We start from the raw sequence: 14,967 nt of genomic DNA, 5'->3' as shown, positions 1-14,967 counted from the left end.
GACCTCATGAATGTTTCGTTGCAGCAACTCAAGGTGTTTGTCGCCGTCGCGCGTGAACGGAGTTTCACACGCGCGGCGCGCGAGTTCGATCTGACACAGTCGGCGGTGAGCCGGTGTGTGCGGGAGCTGGAAGATGCGGTCGAACTCAAATTGTTCGATCGCACGACGCGCCAGGTTCAACTGACGCACGCGGGCGCCAGTCTCGAACGAAGGATTGGCCGCCTGCTCGATGAAATCGATCTGACGTTGCGCGAAGAGCGGGCGGCTTACGAAGGACACCGCGGCGTCGTCGCAGTGGCGAGCAATCCGGTGTTGTCGTCGGGATGGGTCGCGCAGGGGCTCGCGCGTTGTGCGACCGCCTATCCAGAACTGACGGTCACCGTCGAGGATCAGCCCCAAAGCGGCGTACTTGCGAGCGTCGAGCATGGCGAAGTCGATTTCGGCGTGGTCTCGCTGGCCGCGCCGCTCGCCAACGACCAGTTGCACGCGCAGGTCATGTTCACGACGCCGCTGCACGCGGTGATGCCGTCGACGCATCCGCTGGCCCGCCACGCCAGCGTCGCGTGGGCGGCGCTGCATGACTGGGCGCTCGTCACATTGAATGCGGACGCGGGCGTGCGTGCGGCGCTCGATCCGGCCTTCAGCGCGAACGGACTTAAGCGGCGCCCGGTGCAGGAATTCGGTCATGTGGCGGCGGTGTTGCGCATGGTGGAACTTGGGTTGGGCGTCGGCGTTCTGCCCGTCGACGCGCATTGGCCCGCAGTCGGCGACTCGCTGGTGAGCCGGCCGCTCGTTCCTGAAATAGCATTGACGACGCTACTCGTGCATCGCCGCAATCGCTCGCTAAGGCCGAATGCCGCGGCCGCCTGGGCGGAGTTCGCGGCGCATGGCAGAGCGCCCTCCAGGAACGCGAGTCCGGACGACGGTCCGGACGAAATCTCCAACCCGACCGCACACACGACGTCGGCCGCATCCCCGCACGCGACACCTCGCGACCCTTCCCGGCCTGCGGCCGCGCGCAGCGGCGCGGCGCTTCACGAGCCGTAGCGCTCGATCGACTTGCCGACACCGGCCTTCGCCCCGAGGCCGGCTAGCAGCAATCAGCCCAAGCAACATTTCAATGCAAGGAGCTTCATGATGGACACTGATACCGGCCTCAGGCGCCATGACCTGTTGATCGACGGCAAACGGTTGCCGCCGGGCACGGGCGAATATTCCGTCAATATCAATCCGGCTACCGAGGAGCCGATCGCGCACGTTGCACAAGGCAGCGCCGCCGACGTCGACACGGCAGTGCGCGCAGCGCGCGCCGCATTGAAGGTGTGGAACGGAATCAAGGCGGCAGAGCGCGGCCGCATTCTGTCCCGCCTTGCCGGTCTGATGCGCGCCAATCTCGACGAACTGGCCGCGCTCGAAAGTCTCGACGCGGGCAAGCCGATTGCCGCCGTCATGCGCCAGGACGTTCCGGCCGCGATCGATACGCTCGAGTACTACGCAGGCTGGTGCGACAAGATCAACGGCCAGGTGGTCCCCGTTCGCCCGGACGCTTTGACCTATACGTTGCGTGAACCGGTCGGCGTGGTCGCTGCGATCGTGCCGTGGAACTTCCCGCTGATGATCGGCATGTGGAAAATCGCGCCGGCGCTCGCGTGCGGTTGCACGCTGATCGTGAAGCCCGCGGAGATCACGCCGCTCAGCGCGTTGCGCATCGGCGAACTCGCGCTCGAAGCAGGCGTGCCGCCGGGAGTGCTGAATATCGTCACGGGCAAGGGACGTGTGGTCGGCGACGCGCTCGTCGCGCATCCAGGCGTGGACAAGGTGACGTTCACCGGATCGCCGTCGGTGGGGCGCGGCATTCTGCAGGGCGCGGCCGGCAACTTCAAACGCGTGACGCTCGAACTCGGCGGCAAGTCGGCCAATCTGATTTTCCCCGATGCAAATCTCGACAACGCAGTGCGGGCCGCGGCGTCGGGCATCTTCTTCAACACGGGGCAAGTGTGCTCGGCGGGCTCGCGCATTCTCGCGCATCGCGATGTCTACGACGAAGTGGTGGAGCGCCTCGCCGCGCGCGCAAAGTCGATCAAGGTCGGCGATCCGTCGTTACGCGAAACGTCGATGGGTCCGCTTATCTCCGCCGCGCAAATGAAGACCGTGCTCGGCTATGTCGATGCTGGGCGCTCCGAAGGCGCATCGCTCGTGACAGGCGGCGCGCGCATCGGCGAGCGCGGCTTCTTCGTGGAGCCGACGGTGTTTGCCAACGTCGAGCACGAAATGCGCATTTCGCAGGAGGAGATTTTCGGGCCCGTGGCGAGCGTGATTCGTTTCAGCGACGAAGCGGACGCTATACGTATCGCCAACGGGACGTTGTACAGCCTCGCGGCGGGTGTGTGGAGCGCGGACATTGGTCGCGTGCATCGCGTGGCACGCGACCTGAGAGCGGGGACCGTCTGGATCAATACCTACGGCTATACCGATGTGCGCCTGCCTTGGGGCGGTTCCGGCGATTCGGGCTTCGGCCGCGAGCACGGCGACGTGGCGATTGAAAACTTCACCGAGCCGAAAGCGGTCTGGCTGGCCATCGATCAATAGCAACTGTATTTTGCCGCGCAAATGAAAATGGATCGGACGCCTCGCGGCGTCCGATCCATTTTCAACGTACCGCGATGAAGGTGAGAAGCGCGAGAAGCGCAGACAGACCCTATCGGATCACGCGCCCTGCAATGCCATGCGTTCGCGCAGTTTGACGAGCGCAAGCACGACGTCGATGGTAGGCGTCGGCTCGTTGACGAGGCGTCCCATTTCCTGCACCACGGTCAGAAGCGGATCGATTTCCATCGGCCGCCGGTTCTCCAGATCCACGAGCGTCGACGTTTTATGTGCGCCGACCGCGCCTGCGCCGTCAATGCGCTTTTCCACGTCGACCCGAAAGTGCACGCCGAACTGATCGGCAATGCGCTTTGCTTCGAGCATCATGGTGCGCGACACTGCGCGCGTGCCCGGGTCGCTCGTTAGCACGTCGAGTGTTGCATGCGTCAACGCGCTGATCGGGTTGAAGCACAGATTGCCCCACAGCTTCAGCCAGATTTCGTCGCGGATGTTGTCGCGGATCGGCGCCTCGAAACCCGCTGCCTGCATGATCTCGTGCAACTGCTGGATGCGCGGCGTGCGCTCGCCGCTCGGCTCGCCGATTGGAAACTTCTTGCCGTACACATGCTTGATGAGGCCTGGTTCCACGATTTCCGCGGCCGGATAGAGCACACATCCGATCGCCCGTTCGGGGCCGAGCTTCGTCCACTGACTGCCGTCCGGATCGACGCTCGCGAGCCGCGTGCCGGCGAACTTGCCGCCGTGCTGATAGAAGTACCAATACGGAATGCCGTTGACACCGGTCACGACGGCAGTGTGCTTGCCGAGCAGCGGCTGCATCGCGTCGACCACGCCAGGCAACGAGTGCGCTTTCAACGTGATAATCACGAAGTCCTGCACGCCGAGCTCGCTCGGGTCGGACGTGCAGCGAACCGGCGCGCTGACCGTCTCGCCGTCGATAATCAGACGCGCGCCGTGCTCGCGCATTGCCGCGAGATGCGCGCCGCGCGCGATGAAACTGACGTCGGCGCCGGCGCGTGCCAACTGCACGCCCATCAAGCCGCCTATCGCTCCCGCTCCGAAGATGCAGATCTTCATGATGCCGCTCCTGTGACTATGAGAAGTCGCTTGCCCATGCCGCCTCTCGCCGAGCACGGCGGCGGGTCACTTAATGAGCATAGGGGCGTGCGGTCAATACAGATAGTTAAACTTTCTCGGCGCAAGCATTAGGCATTGCTTATGGACGGCGCGCTTCTGCTCGCGCTCCACCAAGGTCAGGCACGGCGGACGAGCAGGAAACTGAGTCCGATGGCGGCGAGGAATGCGCCGCAGCAGCGATTGAACCAGCGCCTGACGCGAGCGCGCACAAGCCACTTGCCCAGATGCATCCCCGCCCACGAGTACAGTGCGATAGCCACGCATTCCAGCACAAGGAAGCTCATGCCGAGCGCAGCGAACTGCGGAAGCATCGGTTTCCCGATGTCGACGAATTGCGGTAGAAACGCGGTAAAGACGAGTATCGCCTTGGGATTGCCCGCCGCCACGAGAAATTCCTGGCGTGCGATCCTCGCGAGCGATGCGGGCTGCTCTTGCGTAGTGTCCACCGCAGGCGCGTCGCTGCGCCATAGTTGAATGGCGAGCCAGATCAGGTAAGCGGCGCCCGCGAGTTTGATAGCGAGAAAGAACCACTCCGAAGCGTGCAGCACGACCGCGAGACCGGTGGCGGCGAGCGCAATCATGGTCGCAAACGCGACCAGCCGCCCGGTACCGCCGAGAAACGCAGTCATGAAGCCATGCCGCGCGGCCACGTTGATCGAGAGCAGATTGTTCGGCCCCGGCGCGAGATTGATCGCGAAACAGGCGGGGAGGAAGAACAGCCAGGCGGTGGTGGACATGGAGCCTCGCAGGGAATGAACGCGCGGGCGCGGGCCAGGTGAAAACCCGCAAATGCGCGAGCGCGCGAACACGCAAACGCGCAACCTGAAAACGCGCTGCGCTGCTTCCGATTGTAGCGAAAACCGGTGGCGCTTCTGCTCGCTTCTGCTCGTGTCTGCGCTGACGGGCGTTTGCAGGTGTCGTTGGAAGACGCCTCTGGCGGAAGCCTCCTGCAGGCCCCTCAGTTCTCAGTTCACTGCATTGATGAATCCGCTATCGCCCACCAATGCGTCGACGCTAAGCCTCACCGTGTCTTCGATCGCAATGGAACTGCTGGTGAACTTCGGCGATTTTCGTTTGACGGTCTTGGTGGTCGAGAACACGACCTTTTGCGTGGCGGAATCCGTCACCACGTAGCGCATCTTCAGTGTCCACAGCGCGGGCGAACGGACGTCGTCGACAGTGAATTTTTCGATGTTGCCGCTCAGCACTTTCCTGCCATCGTTGAGATGGAAGCCAGCAACCTTGAGACGATTCGCGACGCTCTCGCGCACCGTCTGGTTGATATCGTTTTTCAGCACCAAGGCGGTCATCGCCGTGTTTTCGATGCGATTCGGCGACATGCGTCCTTCAATGGCCGGCATGTACGCGAAATCGCGGGCGGGCGCGACGCTGAGCCAGCCCGTGGAGTGGGCCGCCGCGCGGGGCGGGCTATTCAGCCCGAACCACGACCACGAGCAGGCGGACAGCATCAGGGGCAGCGCGATCACGCCGCAGCCCTTGAGCACGATATTTCCCAGAGTCGCCGGCGTGCCCGCTGCCGGGCGCGCCGGATGACGCGAAAGCGAACCATGCCGCGCCGATTCGGGCGCTGTGCTGGAACAAGCGGCGGTCGAGATCAGAAGAGTGGCCCTTTAAATGGTGATACATGCCGTTGAAGAACAGCATGGTAACAGCGGGCACCTGCGCGCCATCTTCGAAATAAAAAGCGCCGGGGCGTTGCCATTAGAAGAAGCCGGCTTTGCCCTGTGTCATATCGACTAGCGTGCGCCGTGCGTCTTCGACCGCGTTGACCGGCAAGCGGATGGTCATCTTCACGAGCATTGCGTGCGCGGTATCGGCGAGCGCGTAGCCTTGAGCTTCGATCCATCGCCGCACTTTGGCTTCGTCGGCGTAACCGACTTCGACAGTCAGCGACCCTTGTGCAATCCGTTCGATTCGCGGCGCGTCCAGCAGCGCCGAAGCAATTGCGTCCGTATATGCACGCACGAGGCCGCCCGCGCCGAGTTTGACGCCGCCATAATAGCGGACTACCGCGCCCAGCACGCCGTCCAGATCGTGATGCCGCAGCACTTCGAGAATTGGCCGGCCCGCGGTACCGGACGGCTCGCCGTCGTCGGACATGCCGGACTGACCGCCCGCCAGCAGCGCCCAGCACACGTGCGTTGCGGTGGAATGCTCGTCGCGCAGACGGCGCAATTCGTCCATCGCGGCGTCGCGATCCTCGACCGGCACGGCGTACGCAATGAACCGGCTCTTGCGAATCTCGAGTTCGTGGATGTGCCGCGTGGACAGCGTGTAAGTCACCTTGGGAATTCCAGTCAATAGCGATAATCGACACAACTCGCGAGCCCGTTGAAGCCCGAGACTCGAATGATAGCCAGTTTGCGGCGCCGGCAAGCGCGCTGCGTGCGTCGCAAGTACACTGTTCGAACTGTCCGCTTGCATCGGACGGGCGCAAACAATCTGGAGACGACATGCTCGAGCTATCCGCGTTAGGCACTTTCATTGCCGTTGTATTCGGCCTCTTTCTGATTCCCGGGCCCGCCGTGCTGCTGGTTTTAACACGCACGGTGCACGGAGGACGCAAGGCCGGCATCTTCACCGGCCTCGGCATTGCAGTGGGCGACTTCATTCACACGCTGGGCGCGGCGGTTGGCCTCTCTGCCTTGCTGATGACGTCGGCACTCGCGTTCAACGCAGTCAAATGGATCGGCGCCGCGTATCTGGTTTATCTGGGCATTCGCGCATTGCGTGAAAAGCAGACCAACGCGAATGTGCCCGCGAGTGCGCCCGTGTCCGGATCGAGAGCGTTCTTTCAAGCCATTCCCGCCGAGGTGCTGAATCCTAAGACCGCGCTTTTCTTTCTCGCGTTTCTTCCGCAATTCGTTCATCCCGAACACGGCTCCACGTTTTTGCAGTTCACGACGTTGGGCCTGATTTTCGTCGGCATGAGCGCGCTTTACACCACGCTGATCGTCTTGACGATTCGCCCGCTCGGCAGGCTTATCAAGCGCCTGACGTGGCTACGGCGGTGGCAGAACAAGATCATCGGTGTGCTGTTTATTTCGCTTGGAGTGCGCGTGGCGACGCAAACGCGCTGAGCGCTTTCCCGTTCAACTGTCCTGCATTGCACGAGAATAGAGATGGACCACATCGCCGCTTCCGCAGCCACGCCGGCGCGCCGGATCGAGTTCTGGTTCGACTTCGGCAGCAACTATAGCTACCTGAGCGTCATGCGCATCGAGGCTGAGGCCGCGGCGCGAGGTGTGAGCGTCGATTGGCGGCCGTTTCTGCTAGGGCCGATCTTTCGCGCGCTTGGTTTCGACAATTCTCCGTTCGTTCTACAGAAGGAGAAGGGCGCCTACGTGTGGAAGGACATGGAACGCCAGTGCCGCAAATACGGCATTGCGTTGACACGTCCGAGCGTTTTTCCGCGCGCCGCGTTACTCGCGCTGCGTGTGGCGCTGCTCGGTGCAGAGCGCGAATGGATTGCTGCTTACTGTCGCGAGATCATGCAGCAGAATTTCGTGCATGACCGCGATATCGGTTCGATCGAAGTAGTGAGCGAAGCGCTCGCGAAACTCGGTTTGCCCGCACAACAGATCGTCGCCGAAGCGCAGAGCGACGCGAACAAGCTGCGTCTGCGTGAACAGACCGAAGCTGCCGCGTCGAAGGGCATTTTCGGCGCGCCTACTTTCTTTGTCGGCGACGAAATGTTCTGGGGCAACGACCGGCTGGAAGACGCGTTGGACTTCTGCTATTCGTCGCCGCGCTGACAGAAGCGCCTGCCAGGCACATGCGATACGACGGCCTGCGCAATTTCGAGCGGTGTACTTTCGGCGGGCACCACGCGGCGACTTGCTTCGGGCGTGTGCTTCATGGTCCATTCGACGAGCCGGTACGAACGTCCCCAAGGCGGTTGCAGCGGGTCAGAGACCTTGCATGAGTGAATCTGCCGGACCCATTCGTTGTCAGGCATGGCGCGCAGATGCTCGAATACCTTGTTCTCAACCATGGTGTGACCTCTTTCTTTTTTGCAGGCATGCAACCTGTCTCTTGGCGCGTCGGCAAACATCGCTGAAAAAAACGCCGCCGGTGATCTGGCGGCTCAACAGGGGATGTTGAGTCACATGGTTGCAGCAAAGAATTAAGCGAGACTTAAGATCGCGCAGATCCGCACGCATACGCGTAGCGCTCGGGTCGAGCGCCACGCGTAGTGTCACGCATCCGGCGGCACGCCGAGCAGTTGCAACGCGCCGCCCGTTACGGCGCTGAACACCGGGCCGGCGACAGTGCCGCCATAAAACGCCTTGCCGGCCGGGTCGTCGATCATCACGGCGACGATCAGTCTCGGGTCGCTCATAGGCGCCATTCCGACGAAGAGTGCACGGTAGCGATTCTTCGCGTACGTCGCGCCGACCTGCTTGCGCGCAGTCCCGGTCTTGCCGCCCACGCGGTAACCTTCCACCGTCGCGGCGCGCCCCGTGCCGCCGTCGCCCGTGGCCATTTCCAGCATCGAGCGGATCGCGCGTGCGGTGCCGGGCGTGGTGACCGCGTGGCGCGTTTGATCGGAAGCGCCCGCGTCATTGCCGCCCGCCTCGGTGCTCTCGCGTAGCAACCGCACGCGGTGCATCGTTCCGTCGCCGGCGTAGGCGGTGTAGATCTGCGCGATCTGCAATAGCGAAGCGGAGAGTCCGTAGCCATATGCCATGGTTGCCTGCTCGATCGGGCGCCAGCGTTTGTACGGGCGCACCTTGCCGGATGCCACGCCTGGGAACGTCAGATCGGGCCGCAAGCCGAGCCCGTATTCCTGGTACTTCGTCCAGATTTTCTCGGCCGGCAAATTGAGCGCGAGCTTGGCGAGCGCAATATTGCTCGACTTCTGCACTGCTTCCGCAACGGTCATCGCGCCGTGATTCGACGTGTCGTGAATCACTGCCGGACCGATCTTGTACCAGCCCGGCGCCGTGTCGATCACGCTTTGCGGCCGCACTTTGCCTTCGTCGATGGAAAGCGCGACGACCACTGGCTTGATCGTCGAACCCGGCTCGAACGTGTCGACCACCGCGCGATTGCGCAATTGCCGCCCGGTCAGACGCGCGCGGTCGTTCGGATCGAAGCTCGGATAATTGGCGAGCGCGAGGATCTCGCCGTTGCGCGCGTCGAGCACGACTACGCTGCCTGCTTCCGCGCGATGTTTCGCAATCGCGTCCTTCAACTGTCCGTATGCGAGTTGCTGAATGCGCCGGTCGATGGTCAGATGGATCGTCTCGCCGTTCTGCGCGGGTACGAGCGGGCGCGTCTCGGACACGACGCGGCCGAGCCGGTCGCGGATGACTTCGCGATGGCCGGGCACGCCGAGCAGTTGTTCGTTGGCCGCCAGCTCGACGCCTTCCTGACCGTTGTCCTCGATGTCCGTGAAGCCGACCACGTGCGCCGCCGACTCGCCTTCCGGATAAAAGCGCTTGGAATCCGCAATCTGCGTGATGCCCGCGAGTCCGAGCTTCGAAAGATGACCGGCGGTATCGGCGTCGACCTGGCGCTTCAGCAGCACGAACGTCTTGTCGCCGCTCAGACGACGACGCAGTTCCGCGAGCGGCAGATCGAGCAGCTTCGAAAGCGGCGGCAACGCGGCTTCGTCGAGTAGTTTCGGGGACGCCCAGATCTCATAAGTCGCCAGACTGACGGCGAGCATCGAGCCGTTGCGGTCGACAATGCGGCCGCGCGTTGCATCCAGTTCGATCGTGCGTTGGTAGCGCTTTTGCCCTTGATCGATGTAGAAGTCGCGATTCACCACCTGAACCCAGAGCGCGCGGCCGGCGAGCGCGGCAAACGCGCCGAACACCAGCACGACGATGAACTTCGAGCGCCACATTGGAAGACGCGCAACGAGCAACTGGTTCTTTGCGACCGGAGCGTACGGGTCGCGTGGTTGAGACTTTTTCTTCTGGATCATAGAGGCGGATAAACAGCGGATTGACTTGCATCGCTCAAAGGCGGTGCTGCTCATTGTAATGAGAACGTAATCTGTATGAGAGATTACTGCAAGTCAACTCGCGCGACGGGCGAAAAAAAGCCGCGCGGATCCGAAAATCCGTGCGGCTCGTGTTCAAGCGCTTCTGTCCGTCGCGTTGTCTAGTTGTCCGTTGTTTCCGTCGTTTCCCGTTGCGTTCTCTCGCGCTTGTTATGCGCTTGTTACGCGCTTGTCACGCTAGTCAGCGTCAGGCCGGCAGCGCAAAGCTGGAAATCGCTTCGCGCAGAACGCCCACCTGGTCTTTCAGCGAATGCGCGGCGGCCGCGGCCTGTTCCACGAGCGCGGCGTTCTGCTGCGTGACCTGATCCATTTCCCCGACCGCGCGATTCACCTGCTCGATCCCCGCGCTCTGCTCGCGCGACGCGTTGCTGATTTCCTCGAGGATCTCGTTCACGCGACGCACCGATTGCACGATCTCGCCCATCGTCGAACCCGCGTTGGACACGAGCGATGCGCCTGCTTCCACGGTATTCGTCGACGTTTCGATCAGCGCCTTGATCTCCTTGGCGGCCGTGGCCGAGCGTTGCGCGAGGCTGCGCACTTCGGCGGCGACCACCGCGAAGCCGCGTCCCTGTTCGCCCGCGCGGGCCGCCTCGACCGCCGCGTTCAGCGCGAGAATGTTGGTCTGGAACGCGATGCCGTCGATCACCCCAATGATGTCGCCGATCTGCCGCGAGCTCGTCGTGATCTCGCCCATCGTACGGACCACGTCGTCGACGACGCGGCTGCCGCGCGTGGCGACGTCCGCGGCCTGACCCGCGAGTTGTGCCGCTTGCAGCGCGCTATCGGCGTTCTGCTTCACATTGACCGTCATCTGATCCATGCTCGACGCCGTCTGCACCAGTGCGGCCGCCTGCTCCTCGGTGCGCTGTGACAGATCGGTATTACCCGCGGCAATTTCGCTCGCGCCGATGTTGATGTTTTCGGTGCCGGTACGAACGCGCGAAACGGTGTCCACGAGACCCGCCTGCATGGTCTGCAACGCATGCAGCAGGCTGCCGGCGTCGTTGTCCTTGACCGGCACGCGCGTCGCAAGGTTGCCGCGCGCCATCAGCTGCGCATGTTCGACGGCCACTTCCAGATCGCCGCCCAGCGAGCGGCGGATGCTGCGCAACACGAGCAGCATGATGGCCGTAGCAACGGCGCCGAGCGCGACGGTGATGGCGAGCCAGCGCAGGAGACTTGAATAAAACGCGCGCTGCACGTCGTCCATATACATGCCGGTGACGACATACCAGTCCCACGGCTGGAAGTGCATCGCATAGCTCGTCTTGGCCACGGGCTTGTCGCTGCCGGGCTTAGCCCACAGATAGTCGACAAAGCCGCCGCCTTCGCGATTGCCTGCGTTGACGATATCCACGAACAGATGGTTGCCCGCTGGATCGGTGAATTGCGCCAGGTTTTTGCCGACCATCTCTTTCTTGAACGGATGCATCAGCATGACCGGCTGGGAATCGTTGACCGAGATGTAGCCGTCCTTGCCGTAGCGCATCGCCTCAATCGTTGCGAGCGCCTGCTTCTTCGCTTCGTCCTCGGTGATGATGTGCTGCTGCGCCAGCGTGTAATAGCGGCTCACCACGTGGTTCGCCTGATCGATCAGCGACGTGAGCTGATCGCGCCGGTCGGCAATCATCGACGCACGGTTTTGCCATGCACCGAAGCCGCCGATCAGGATCAGGCCGAACCAGAGGACGGCGATCATTGAGGCCAGTTTTTTGTTCAAAGTCATAGCAATGGGTCGTGCTTTCACAAAGGGTCGATCGGATTGGCTGTTTGCTTTTCGCTGACTGTGTTTACGGCAGTCGCAAGGAGTCTCCTGAGGCAGGGGAAACCCGCTGTTTTAGCAGGGGTTTTGTCTGACTAAATGTCCTCTGCGGCTTTGTAAGGCGACGAGTCGCCTGTTTATTAAAAATGCAATGAAGTTTGAAACGCGGTAATCAATTAATCGTGAAGCGTTATTCAACTGTATTTCGCGATTAACACGATTTTCATTGGAATACGCTTGTTGCAATTTGCGTCGCTGGAGCACGCCGATTCGGCTGCCAGCGCGCGGGGACATGGTGTCCTGTCAAGTTTCCACAAAACGCCAATTAACTCCAAAGGCCACGTGGCTGTGGATCTCTGCAAAAATCGACACATTTTTCCACTTAACAGCAAGGCCGAAAAAGCAGAGCCGTCTAAATGACCAATAAATGAAAATTCCGCTATAGTCGCCATTTTCCAGTCGCCAGCCGGGCAAAAAGAGCCCCAATAAGCCCGCCACAAGGAGTACCGAAAATGAATGCCCGCGAACCCGCCTTCGTCTCCGCTTCCCGCAGCGCACGTCTGCGTCAGATGCTTGTCAGCAACGAACTCGAATTCATGATGGAGGCCCATAACGGCCTGTCCGCCCGCATCGTGCGCGAAGCAGGTTTCAAGGCGATCTGGGGCTCGGGCCTCGCGATTTCCGCGCAATTCGGTGTGCGCGACAACAATGAAGCAAGCTGGACGCAGGTAGTCGACAACCTCGAATTCATGGCCGACGCAAGCGATCTGCCCATCCTGCTCGACGGCGATACCGGCTACGGCAACTTCAACAACGTGCGCCGCCTCGTCCGCAAGCTGGAACAACGCGGCATTGCCGGCGTGTGTATCGAAGACAAGCAGTTCCCGAAAACGAATAGCTTCATTAACGGCGAAGCTCAGCCGCTCGCCGATATGGACGAATTCTGCGGCAAGATCAAAGCCGGTAAGGACTCGCAGTCGGACGAAAATTTTTCGATCGTGGCGCGCGTGGAAGCGCTGATCGCAGGCTGGGGCATGGACGAAGCGCTGCGCCGCGCGGAAGCTTATCGTCGCGCCGGCGCCGACGCGATTCTGATTCACAGCAAGCTCTCGCGTCCGGACGAAATTCTCGAGTTCGCGCGTGAGTGGGCGGGCCGTGGGCCGCTCGTCATCGTGCCGACCAAGTACTACAGCACGCCGACCGAAGTGTTCCGCGAAGCCGGCATCAGCACGGTGATCTGGGCGAACCATCTGATTCGCGCGGCGACCTCGGCCATGCAGGCGGTTGCACGAGAGATCCATACGAGCGAAACGCTCGTCAATGTCGAAGACCGCATTGCCGGCGTCAACGAAATTTTCCGCTTGCAGGACGCCGACGAATACTCGGAAGCGGAAGACCGCTATCTGTCGAGCGGCCGCGCGGCGAGCGCCGCTGTCGTGCTTGCGGCGAGCCGCGGCAAGGGCCTCGAAGCGGTCACTCAGGACCGACCGAAGGTCATGTTGCCGATCGCCGGTAAGCCGCTGTTGCGCTGGCTGGTCGACGCGTTCAAGAAGCAGGGCGTCAACGACATCACCGTGGTCGGCGGTTATCGCGCCGATGCAATCGATACGGCCGGTATCAAGCTCGTGGTCAATGAGAAGCATGCGGAAACCGGCGAACTCGCATCGCTTGCGTGCGCACTCGACAAGCTCGCGGGCGACACGCTGATCTCGTACGGCGATCTGCTGTTCCGCAGCTATATCCTGCGCGATCTGGTGGAGAGCGAGGCGGCGTTCAGCGTCGTGGTGGATTCGTCGTTGACCGATGCGGAAAACGCGAGCGTGCGCGACTTCGCATGGTGCTCGTCGGCCGACGACCGCGGTCTCTTCGGCAACAAGGTGCTGTTGCGTCACGTTTCGAGCGGGCAGCAGGCGTCGTCGGAGATTGCCGCGCAAACGCCGCATGGCCGTTGGGTCGGTCTTCTGAACGTGCGTGGCGAAGGCTGCGAGCGTCTTCGGGCGGTCATGCAGCAGTTGCAGGCGCGTGCCGATTTCGCGTCGCTCGACATGCCCGCTTTGCTGAACGCGCTGATCGAGGCCGGTGAATCGATCGAGGTGCAATACGTGCACGGCCACTGGCGCGGTGTGAACGATCTCGAAGACTTCCGCCGCGCCGGCGACTTCGCGCATGGCCAGACGCCGCTCGCGGCGTCGGTCGGCACGCAGGCAACGGATTCCGCGAACGGAGCCGCGCAATGATCGAGGCGGCACAGTTCGTCGAGGCGGCGCGCGATCGCGGTTTCGACTGGTACGCGGGCGTGCCGTGCTCGTATCTGACGCCGTTCATCAACTACGTGTTGCAGGACGAGTCGCTGCATTACGTGTCGGCGGCGAATGAAGGCGACGCTGTCGCGCTGATCGCCGGCGTCGCGCTCGGCGCGCGCGATGAGCGTGGTGGAGGCACACGCCGCCGCGGCATCACGATGATGCAGAACTCCGGGCTCGGCAACGCGGTGAGCCCGCTGACGTCGCTCACGTGGACCTTCCGTTTGCCGCAGTTGCTGATCGTGACGTGGCGCGGCCAGCCCGGCGTCGCCGATGAACCGCAGCACGCGTTAATGGGTCCCGTCACGCCCGCGATGCTCGACACGATGGAAATTCCCTGGGAGACCTTCCCCACGGAAGCCGACGCAATCGGCCCGGCGCTGGATCGCGCCATCGCCCACATGGACGAAACGGGCCGCCCGTACGCGCTCGTCATGCAAAAGGGCAGCGTCGCGCCGTACGAGTTGAAGGCCGGCGCCGCCAGCGAGCGTCGCGTGCCGGTGGCGGCGCGTTCGCAGTTCGCCAACGTGGCCGCGAGCGAACTCGCGTCGCGCCATGACGCGCTGAAGAAGGTAATCGCGCATACGCCGATCGAGTCGACGGTGGTGCTGGCGTCGACCGGTTTTTGCGGGCGCGAGCTTTACGCAATCGACGATCGTCCGAATCAGTTGTACATGGTCGGCTCGATGGGCTGCGTGACGCCTTTCGCGCTGGGTCTGGCGCTCGCGCGGCCGGATCTGCATGTCGTCGCGCTCGACGGCGACGGCGCCGCGCTGATGCGCATGGGCGCCTTCGCAACGCTCGGCGCATACGGCCCGTCCAATCTCACGCACGTGCTGCTCGACAACGGCGCGCACGACTCGACCGGGGGACAGGCGACGGTGTCGTCGCAAGTCTCGTTCGCGGGTGTCGCGGCGGCGTGCGGGTATGCGTCGGCGGTCGAAAGCGACGATCCGGCCGTGCTCGACCAGTTGTTCGAATCGGCCCCGCTCGACGGCCCGCGTTTTGCGCGCCTCGTGATTCGCCGCGGCACGCCTGACGGCTTGCCGCGTCCCACCATCACTCCGCCCGATGTGAAAACGCGCCTCATGCGCCACATCGGCGCCGCGTGAAGTCAAAGT

Annotated in this window: 13 protein-coding genes; 6 read left to right on the top strand and 7 right to left on the bottom strand. The window is 62.7% G+C overall.

Going from position 1 to position 14,967, the window contains the following annotated elements; translation table 11 throughout:
• The first annotated feature begins 6 nt into the window (after nt 1–6).
• Together J2W46_RS12040 and J2W46_RS12035 are read left to right on the top strand one after the other, a co-directional pair.
• Nucleotides 7–1,047 (top strand): LysR family transcriptional regulator, encoded by a 1,041-nt coding sequence (locus J2W46_RS12040; protein WP_310353954.1) that lies wholly within the window; start codon nt 7–9, stop codon nt 1,045–1,047.
• 90 nt (nt 1,048–1,137) lie between these two features.
• Nucleotides 1,138–2,589, top strand: coding sequence for an aldehyde dehydrogenase family protein (locus J2W46_RS12035; RefSeq protein ID WP_310354151.1), 1,452 nt, complete (start codon nt 1,138–1,140; stop codon nt 2,587–2,589).
• A gap of 117 nt (nt 2,590–2,706) precedes the next feature.
• On the opposite strand, the gene J2W46_RS12030 is transcribed toward J2W46_RS12035, so the two are convergent.
• The 4 genes from J2W46_RS12030 to J2W46_RS12015 all read right to left on the bottom strand — a co-directional run bounded on the left by J2W46_RS12030 (nt 2,707) and on the right by J2W46_RS12015 (nt 6,048).
• Nucleotides 2,707–3,684, bottom strand: coding sequence for a 2-dehydropantoate 2-reductase (locus J2W46_RS12030; protein WP_020068054.1), 978 nt, complete (start codon nt 3,682–3,684; stop codon nt 2,707–2,709).
• A 176-nt stretch (nt 3,685–3,860) separates the two neighbouring features.
• Nucleotides 3,861–4,481, bottom strand: coding sequence for a LysE family translocator (locus J2W46_RS12025; RefSeq protein WP_088175835.1), 621 nt, complete (start codon nt 4,479–4,481; stop codon nt 3,861–3,863).
• Nucleotides 4,482–4,709: 228 nt separating this feature from the next.
• Nucleotides 4,710–5,249 (bottom strand): hypothetical protein, encoded by a 540-nt coding sequence (locus tag J2W46_RS12020; protein ID WP_027804634.1) that lies wholly within the window; start codon nt 5,247–5,249, stop codon nt 4,710–4,712.
• Between the two features lie 217 nt (nt 5,250–5,466).
• Nucleotides 5,467–6,048 (bottom strand): IMPACT family protein, encoded by a 582-nt coding sequence (locus J2W46_RS12015; RefSeq protein WP_204523073.1) that lies wholly within the window; start codon nt 6,046–6,048, stop codon nt 5,467–5,469.
• Nucleotides 6,049–6,218: 170 nt separating this feature from the next.
• On the opposite strand from J2W46_RS12015, the gene J2W46_RS12010 reads away from it, so the two are divergent.
• Both J2W46_RS12010 and J2W46_RS12005 read left to right on the top strand, forming a co-directional pair.
• Nucleotides 6,219–6,845 (top strand): LysE family translocator, encoded by a 627-nt coding sequence (locus J2W46_RS12010; protein WP_087752138.1) that lies wholly within the window; start codon nt 6,219–6,221, stop codon nt 6,843–6,845.
• 42 nt (nt 6,846–6,887) lie between these two features.
• Nucleotides 6,888–7,520: a 2-hydroxychromene-2-carboxylate isomerase gene (locus J2W46_RS12005; protein ID WP_020068059.1), complete on the top strand. Its 633-nt coding sequence runs from the start codon at nt 6,888–6,890 to the stop codon at nt 7,518–7,520.
• On the opposite strand, the gene J2W46_RS12000 is transcribed toward J2W46_RS12005, so the two are convergent.
• From J2W46_RS12000 to J2W46_RS11990, 3 genes are all read right to left on the bottom strand, one after another.
• The gene (locus J2W46_RS12000; protein WP_020068060.1) at nt 7,502–7,759 is read right to left on the bottom strand and encodes a DUF2866 domain-containing protein; all 258 of its coding nucleotides are present in this window, start codon (nt 7,757–7,759) and stop codon (nt 7,502–7,504) included. The two genes, J2W46_RS12005 and J2W46_RS12000, sit on opposite strands and share 19 nt — an antisense overlap.
• Before the next feature lie 204 nt (nt 7,760–7,963).
• On the bottom strand, nt 7,964–9,700 hold the full coding sequence (locus tag J2W46_RS11995; protein WP_204523071.1) for a peptidoglycan D,D-transpeptidase FtsI family protein: 1,737 nt from the start codon (nt 9,698–9,700) through the stop codon (nt 7,964–7,966).
• 265 nt (nt 9,701–9,965) lie between these two features.
• Nucleotides 9,966–11,507 (bottom strand): methyl-accepting chemotaxis protein, encoded by a 1,542-nt coding sequence (locus J2W46_RS11990; RefSeq protein ID WP_310353942.1) that lies wholly within the window; start codon nt 11,505–11,507, stop codon nt 9,966–9,968.
• 548 nt (nt 11,508–12,055) lie between these two features.
• Between J2W46_RS11990 and aepX the strand changes: the two genes are divergently transcribed.
• A complete protein-coding gene (aepX, locus tag J2W46_RS11985; protein WP_310068852.1) occupies nt 12,056–13,780 on the top strand; it encodes a phosphoenolpyruvate mutase in 1,725 nt (574 codons plus the stop codon).
• Nucleotides 13,777–14,958 (top strand): phosphonopyruvate decarboxylase, encoded by a 1,182-nt coding sequence (gene aepY / locus J2W46_RS11980; protein ID WP_087752135.1) that lies wholly within the window; start codon nt 13,777–13,779, stop codon nt 14,956–14,958. Before aepX ends, aepY begins: the two co-directional genes overlap by 4 nt.
• Nucleotides 14,959–14,967 lie beyond the last annotated feature (9 nt).

The organism is Paraburkholderia strydomiana, from assembly GCF_031456815.1.
Taxonomy (GTDB): Bacteria; Pseudomonadota; Gammaproteobacteria; order Burkholderiales; family Burkholderiaceae; genus Paraburkholderia; species Paraburkholderia caledonica.
The sequence above is the reverse complement of the archived record's forward strand: the minus strand, read 5'-3'. Positions and strand labels throughout refer to the sequence as shown.